This window comes from Sphingobium sp. D43FB, from assembly GCF_002312805.1.
GTDB lineage: Bacteria > Pseudomonadota > Alphaproteobacteria > Sphingomonadales > Sphingomonadaceae > Sphingobium.
Map to the genome: position 1 here is coordinate 1 of NZ_NMUA01000285.1, position 382 is coordinate 382.

At 70.4% G+C, this 382-nt stretch carries 1 protein-coding gene; it reads right to left on the reverse strand.

What is annotated here, in order from left to right; genetic code table 11:
- Nucleotides 1-382, reverse strand: a 382-nt coding sequence (locus SxD43FB_RS24435) for a CDP-alcohol phosphatidyltransferase family protein (protein WP_141249680.1), incomplete at both ends; no start/stop codon positions are given.

Consider the following 382-nt stretch of genomic DNA (forward strand, 5'->3'; position numbering starts at 1 on the left):
CGAGCAGCCATGCGCCGCTCAGGCCGAAGCCCGCCAGCAGCAGCGCCAGCGCGGCGAGGGCGATCTGCGCCACGGTGTTGGCTTTCGAGATGCGCAGCGGCTGGATGGGCGGCGGCGCGCCGAGCAGGGTGAACAGCGTGACGCCGCCCATGATCAGCAGGTCGCGGAACACCACCAGCAGGGCCAGCCAGTCCGGCAGCACGCCAATGATGGCGAGCGACACATAGGTGCAGATCAGCAGCGCCTTGTCGGCCACCGGGTCGAGCATGGCGCCGAGCGTGGAATGGCTGCCCTGGCGGCGGGCCAGCCAGCCATCCAGCGCGTCCGACACCCCGGCGGCCACGAAGACGAAGAAGGCGATGTCCAGCCGGCCGTGGATGAT